This is a genomic window from Mesorhizobium sp. M0040, from assembly GCF_040323505.1.
GTDB lineage: Bacteria > Pseudomonadota > Alphaproteobacteria > Rhizobiales > Rhizobiaceae > Mesorhizobium.
This window is the reverse complement of record NZ_JAMYVA010000024.1, coordinates 78,720-85,364: the sequence shown is the minus strand read 5'-3', so window position 1 is coordinate 85,364 and position 6,645 is coordinate 78,720. Positions and strand designations below refer to the sequence as shown.

The following is a 6,645-nucleotide window of genomic DNA, read 5'->3' as shown; positions in this document are numbered from 1 at the left end:
CAATACGGATAAGGTGTTCCACGGACGGCTCCCTTGTTTGAGATCTCAACGAACTCATTCTGGCACATCCGATGCCGTCGGGCGCCGTCCACCCCATCATGCCTCCTCTCATAACCGAGGGAGTCAGTTTCTCAATTCGGCCGACAACTGAGACGTCCGGTGCTCTTAGGCGGGGTAATCATACGAGATGCCTCCTGCAACATCATTTCCCGCATCCATAGGCTTGCCGGATCATTATTGTGAAGCGCAGGCCATTGGACGGCCTCCGTGAATGCGGCAGGAAGTGGCGGCGGAAGTTCGACAATCCGCAGGGGTGTTAATTTTGCGAAATGCTGCGCCAGCCGTAAGGGCATTGTCCCGATGCGGTTGGTGCCTGATAGAAGGGGCGGGATCATGCTAAAGCCCTGTACGACGACCTCGATACGTCTCTCGAAACCGTTCTCGAGCAAATACCATTCCTCGATGGAGGGCTGCCGGGTGTCCCCGAATTTAAGCACAACCTGCCCCATCGACAAGTATCGGTCGAATGTAAGTGGCTCTGACAGCTGCTTGTTCGTGCCGCAGCCTACGCATACGAGCATATCTTCGAACAGGGCTGCGCGAGGATGTTTCGACATGAACACTTCCGGCATAATCAGAAAATCAACGTCGCCGCGCCGGAGAAGCTCCTCGGGGTCGTCGGAAATAAGCAGACATTCGAAGCGGACGGCGGGAGCTTCCCGCGCAGCACGCTTTACGATCTTCTTAAAAAATACGAGCGTGAGGTAATCGGAAAGGATGATGCGGAAGCGACGATCCGATCGGGCCGGGTTAAAGGCGTCCCAGGAAATAATCGACAGCTGGATGTGCAGCAATGCCTCCCGGACTGCTGTGGCGAGCCCCTCCGCGCGCGGTGTCAAAATGAGTTCGCGGCCGTTCATCGTAAATAGCTCATCGCTGAAATAGGCGCGTAACCGACCGACGGCGGCGCTCATGGCCGGCTGACTCAGGTTAATACTGCGGGCCGCGGCGGTGACTTTACGCTCCCTGATCAAAGCGTCCAGCACAACCAGGAGATTTAGATCGAGTCCCTTAAAACGCATGTATTGACCTATCCGACGCGTGGATGGGTATCGCCCAAAGAATCAATTTTACGAATGGTGAGTAGCGTCAACGCATCAGCCGACGACGAAATAGAGCAACCGATAGGAAGAACGGCAAAACCGTGTATATGCAAAGCGCGCCGATATGCAGGCCCATGCTGCCGGCCGGACGGCCAAGCATCGCCGGACGAATGAGGTCAATTGCATGTGCGAGCGGCAACAAGGAGGCGACGTCCTGAAAAGCGCCGGGCAATTGGTTGACCGGAAACATCGCGCCGCAAAGGAACAGCATGGGTGTTATAACAAGCGTATTATAAAATATGAAATATTCATAACTGGGCGCAAGCGCCGTGACGACCATCGCTAGACTCGCGAAGGCGAGGCCACTGAGAGCGATGACTGGCAGCAAGCAGAGGATGGATGGCCACGATGTGTAGCCGAGCGTGGTGGCAACAATAGTGATTGCTGTGCCCGCCATCAGGGCCTTGGTGGCTGCCCACGCCAATTCGCCGAGTAAGATATCACCGAGCGTCAGCTGAGTGCATAGCATTCCTTCCCAGGTGCGCTGGTTGTCCATGCGGCCGAAACTCCCGTAAACCGTTTCAGCAGTCGCCGATGCCATCGCGCTTGTGGCAACCATGCCAGCCGCGAGAAACGCAATGTACGAAGTGCCCTCAATAGGACCTATCATTGTTCCGATGCCAAAGCCGAGACCGAACAGATAGATCATCGGATCGGCGAGGTTGCCGAGAACCGATGCAAGCCCGATTTTCTTCCATCCAAGATAGTTGCGGCGCCAAACCGCGACCCAATTCCACGCATTGGCGGGCATGGCCGCCGCATAACGTTCGCCCATTGTTCAGTCCTCCATCTCGCGCCCGGTTAGCCGCAAGAACACATCCTCGAGATTGGGGGGACGCTGCAGAAGGCGCAGACCCGCGCGCCCGCGTAGCTGCACCAGCACCTGCTCCGGATCGGGTGCATAGCAAAAAAGCGTCTCACCGCTCACCTCGATGCGCTGTGCGTACGGCCGGATCAGCGCACCCAGTTCATGCGGATTGCCGCCGTAGACCTCGACCACGTCACAGCCGATCTGCTCGTCAATGAGTGCGGACGGGCGGCCTTCGGCGATCTTGCGCCCCTCCTCCATAACGCACAGCCGATCGCACAGCCGCTCGGCCTCTTCCATGAAATGGGTAGTCAAAAGAATAGTCTTGCCCCGCGCCAGCAGCGATCGCAGCCGTTCCCAGATCAGGTGGCGGGCCTGCGGATCGAGGCCGGTGGTCGGCTCGTCCATCACCAGCAAGTGCGGGTCATTGATCAGCGCACGCGCGAGCGTCAGGCGCCGCTTCATGCCGCCGGACAGTTCGGCGACGCGCGCATCCGCTTTGTTCTCGAGGCGGGCGAACTCAAGCAGCGATGGTATGACCGCTTCGATCTGGCGTCTGCTCATCCGGAAGTAGCGCCCGAACACCAACAGGTTCTCGCGCACAGTGAACGCGGTATCAAGATTGTCGAACTGCGGGACCACGCCGATGCGCATACGTGCCAAACGGGCGCGCGCCGGCACTGGAGCGCCGAGCACAGTAATCTTCCCCGCATCAGGCGATGTCATGCCGAGGACCATACGCGCAATCGTGCTTTTGCCCGCACCGTTCGGTCCCAAGAGCCCGAAGCATTCCCCCGCCGCAACGCGGAACGACAGTCTGTCGACAACGAGCTTGTCATAAGTTTTGCTTACCTCAGTAAGATCGATCGCTACCGTGGACATGGGTTCATTTTACCTAGAGGGTCGCCTCGACCGGCGGTTGCTCGGTTGCCTGCCGGACCTGAAACTGTGACTCGTCTTCGCCATCCCAGCCGTCGATAAAGAACTGATCGACATCACAAGGATTTAGCCCCTGTTCCGCCAAAGCGGCGACAATTGCGTCGAGATTATCGATGGTTTGGTAACGCGGATTGTTGTGCCGCTTTTCCTGCTCAACGCAGGAGACGAGCCGTCCATCCTCGACAAGGGCGATCGCCCCATCATGGGTCAGCTTGGTACCACAGATGCGCATAGTGTCTCCACGTTAACGGCGATAGATTCGATTCATCAGGAAGCGGAAAGCGGGTTCCGGAAACGGACGAGCAAGCAGTCTTCGTTGACCGACTCGCCCCGACACTCAAGACGCTCTACCTCGATCAACGTTTCGTTCAGCATGGCGATGACCGGCTCAGCACCAGCGGCGTGACCCCAGCGACGGCAATTAGCATCCCTTGCCGATCCGAAGATCAGATGCCCGCCTGGCGCAAGCACCCGCACCAGGTTTTTGACGGCCGCGCGCATCTCGGCTATGTCTTCGAGGTAGTATAGGACCTCCGCCACAACGATCAGGTCAAACAACTCGTCGGTCGAAAACTGTTGAACATCGGAGACTATCCAGTTGATGCGCGACGGCTCCTTTATCCGTTGACGTGCTCGAGCAATCGCTTGCGCCACGACATCGATGACGGTGAGCCCTTGGCAGTAGGGGGCTAGTTTTTCCGTGAATGCGCCGGCAGCGCACCCGACTTCGAGGGCATTTGTAATGGAGCCTTGGGCAAGCGCCAGCTGGAGCATTTGCGTGTGGCGCTCCCGCTCGAACGGATTGCCGTCGAGGCGCCACGGATCGTCTGCGGCCAATTCCCGATCGAGCAACTGATGATTCATGTTCTGGGTCAAACTCGTCCACCTCTCGTCCACCTAGGTAATTAGCGATCACTCGTCGCCGCAGATGTTGCTCGACAGCGCTAATCCCGAAGAATCCGCGCAAGATTGAGCCTGCGAAGCGGAGCCGCATGCGGTGAGAATTCTGCCCTGCTTGATCCAGTGATCGGAGTTTGGGTGGGGGCCTGTTTTCCCCCAGTGTTCGATGTAGCGACAGCAGAGCTTCGCGACAGCCAATCGCTATTGCTCAATGTACACAGCGCGTAGGCCTTCAAGGGAAGTAAGAGAAAGATGTTGATGAACGTGTGCAGGGAAAAGCCCAGAAATCGAAACTGTCGAGCACGAAATGCTACCACGCAGCATCGGAGCATGGTCATGGACACAATCATCAGTCCTGTCCACCAAGGCACAGTGCCTGTCAGTGCGAAATGTGCGAGGCCCGTTAGTACCGATAGGGCGAGGAGTAGCGGCCCGAGATTCTGTCCGACCACGTCCAACGTGAGATAGCTATTGAGGCCGGGCAGCAAGCGCAGCCCAAGCAGCGTGTCCCGGAATGTGCTTCGTGCCCAACGGAGTTGTTGGCGCAGATACGGTCCGAGTCTGTTCGGAACGACTGTGGCCGCGATGGCGCCCGGAACGTACTCGGTTCGAAAGCCTGCTTTCAGCATGAGGATAGTGAGATGGCGATCCTCCCCGAAGTCGCTTGGCTTGCCCCGAAAAAATTGCGACTCGTACTGGTCCAGTAACAAAAGGAGCGCAGACCGGCGGTACATGGCACATGGGCCGCAACAGCACATAACGGCACCGAAGCGAGCCTGTGCCGCGCGCTCCTCGTTGCAAGCCAGCCAGTACTCCATGTCTATCAGCCTTGTCAGCCAGCTCTCGCTCCGGTTACTGGCAATCAACTGACCCATGACTGCGCCGACCGCTGGATCTCGCATCTTCGGTACAAGCTTGGTGATGACGTCGGACGCGAGTATCGTGTCTGAATCAACGTTAAGCACCAAATCCCCGGATGAGCGGCGTATCGCGGCGATCTGCGCCTTGCGCTTTCCAACATTCTCGGGAAGCAAAATGATGTCGAACCTAGGGTCGCGCGCGTAGGTTTCGTGGACAGTTCCTACGGCTTCGCGATTTCCAGAACCGTCATCAACCACATAGACCCGAAGTCTTCCGGCGTATTCTTGGTCTGCAATGGACGCCAGGCACTCTGAAAGCGTGCGCGGATCCTCGTTGAAGCAGGGGACGATGACATCCACGCTGGGCAGTTGATCGGAGCCGACGAGATCCTCCAACGCCGATGAGTCGTTTGTCGGCAGAGCATAAATCCCCTGCATGCTCTTATAAGCAGTCGAGAGCAGTGCATAAAGCGAAATGGCCACAGTGCTGGTTGTACCAAGAAGAGTCATGGGATCTCGTTTGTTCAGTGATGTTGAGGAAGTGAGCGGATTACAAATCCGCGCTCATGAAGTGCTGGAATCAGCCGGGACAGCGCCGTGACCGTCTGGTCGCGCAGACCGGCGTGAGCGCCCTGGCTCAACTCGCCGGGAGGGCATCCGTCGTGCAAGAGTACGATTGCGCCCGGCCGGACAGAGGCGAGCACGGTATCGATAATCGCGTCGACCCCAGGGCGAGACCAATCTCGAGGGTCGACGGACCAATGGAGGGCCGTCAGCCCGGCGATCTGTGACGCTGTGAAGACTTCTTCGCTCCAGGCCCCGTAGGGCGCGCGAATATAGCGCACCGAGGCCTGAGGGCACGCCCTCATGATGGCGCCGTTCGCTTCAAAGATCTCACGTTGCACTTCGCCGAAGCCGCATTTGTACAGATCCGGATGAGTCATCGTGTGGTTGCCTAGCTCGTGCCCTTCTGCAAACATTCGTTGGATTAGATCCGGGTGCTCTAAGGCGTAGGCGCCGATGACGAAGAAAGTCGCCGGCACCCGCTGCTCTGCCAGCACATCCAGAATCTCCGGTGTGAAAAGTGGATTGGGACCGTCGTCAAACGTCAGATAAACGCTGCGACGGCCGGTGCCGTCAGAGCACTCACGGCGCACTTCGTACAAGCAATCGGGACGGCTCATAGCTCTGGTCCGTTCCGATCGATCATCGTGCCCGTGGGCCATTCGCTGATCGGCCGTCCAACTGGCAGAACAATGGTGAGTGCGTCATCGATGCGTGTGGGCGGCAGGTCGAGGCGCGCCTCTGGTCGGGTGGAGCGCACGCGAATTCCCGACAAAACGGCCAAAGGGCTGTATCGCCGCGCGAACCTCTCAACATGATTCCGCAGCGCGTCCCGGACGGTTCCGAAAGCGAATGGAACGCCAAGCTCCTGCAGTATTGGAAGCATGACATGGATTGAATGGGCGATTCCGAGACCCTCAAGATCCGGACGTACCCCGTACAGGCCCAGCTCAGCCACCAACAGATCGACCGCGTCAACCTTGATGAAACGGCGCAGTATGCCCATGTGAGCCGCTACACCGCTCGAATCATAGGCGATTGCGCGGAGTTCAGGCCTGGCTCCGGCCCAGCTTCGACTACCTTCGAACGGTTCTGCGTTGGACGCCCCAGTCGGCCCGTAGGTATTACGAAAGAACTGGGCGAGCTCGACGTGGTCCGAGAGCTGCAACTCGTTTTCCCAGCACAATTTCCACTGCACCTGAGGGCGCATTCAGGACCTCTCTTCAAAATGGTTTCTTGCGGGCCGCATTACCCGGCCAAAGCGGCGGCGTTGTTGGCTGCACTCAACCGTTGTCGTTAGCGACGGTGAGCCAGCCGGTGGGGGCTCGCCAATGAGCTCTCTCGATGTTCCCGCCCGTATGGCGGCGCCGTCGATTTGAGCTTGACGTCGGTCATTTACGTTCCTCTAATG

The 6,645-nt window shown here is 58.2% G+C and carries 7 protein-coding genes and 1 pseudogene; all 8 read right to left on the bottom strand.

All coding sequences use genetic code 11. The features are described 5' to 3' along the window. Positions 1-131: 131 nt before the first annotated feature. Positions 132-1,082, bottom strand: a complete 951-nt coding sequence (locus NKJ91_RS20635) for a LysR family transcriptional regulator (RefSeq protein WP_352457039.1) — start codon at positions 1,080-1,082, stop codon at positions 132-134. 67 nt (positions 1,083-1,149) lie between these two features. Continuing rightward, entirely contained in the window at positions 1,150-1,938 is a 789-nt protein-coding gene (locus NKJ91_RS20630) for an ABC transporter permease (protein WP_352457038.1), read from the bottom strand. Between the two features lie 3 nt (positions 1,939-1,941). Further along, positions 1,942-2,853: a nodulation factor ABC transporter ATP-binding protein NodI gene (nodI, locus tag NKJ91_RS20625; protein ID WP_352457037.1), complete on the bottom strand. Its 912-nt coding sequence runs from the start codon at positions 2,851-2,853 to the stop codon at positions 1,942-1,944. Between the two features lie 55 nt (positions 2,854-2,908). Beyond that, positions 2,909-3,142: pseudogene (locus NKJ91_RS20620) on the bottom strand (carbamoyltransferase N-terminal domain-containing protein); the annotation flags it as partial. A 35-nt stretch (positions 3,143-3,177) separates the two neighbouring features. After that, complete coding sequence (gene nodS / locus NKJ91_RS20615; protein WP_352450799.1) at positions 3,178-3,774, bottom strand: nodulation methyltransferase NodS; 597 nt, start codon at positions 3,772-3,774, stop codon at positions 3,178-3,180. An 80-nt stretch (positions 3,775-3,854) separates the two neighbouring features. After that, positions 3,855-5,180: a chitooligosaccharide synthase NodC gene (gene nodC, locus NKJ91_RS20610; protein ID WP_352457036.1), complete on the bottom strand. Its 1,326-nt coding sequence runs from the start codon at positions 5,178-5,180 to the stop codon at positions 3,855-3,857. A 14-nt stretch (positions 5,181-5,194) separates the two neighbouring features. Then, on the bottom strand, positions 5,195-5,854 hold the full coding sequence (gene nodB, locus NKJ91_RS20605; protein WP_352457035.1) for a chitooligosaccharide deacetylase NodB: 660 nt from the start codon (positions 5,852-5,854) through the stop codon (positions 5,195-5,197). After that, positions 5,851-6,444 carry a NodA family N-acyltransferase gene (locus tag NKJ91_RS20600; protein ID WP_352457034.1) on the bottom strand — a complete coding sequence of 198 codons (594 nt, stop codon included), beginning with the start codon at positions 6,442-6,444 and terminating at the stop codon, positions 5,851-5,853. Before NKJ91_RS20600 ends, nodB begins: the two co-directional genes overlap by 4 nt. Positions 6,445-6,645 lie beyond the last annotated feature (201 nt).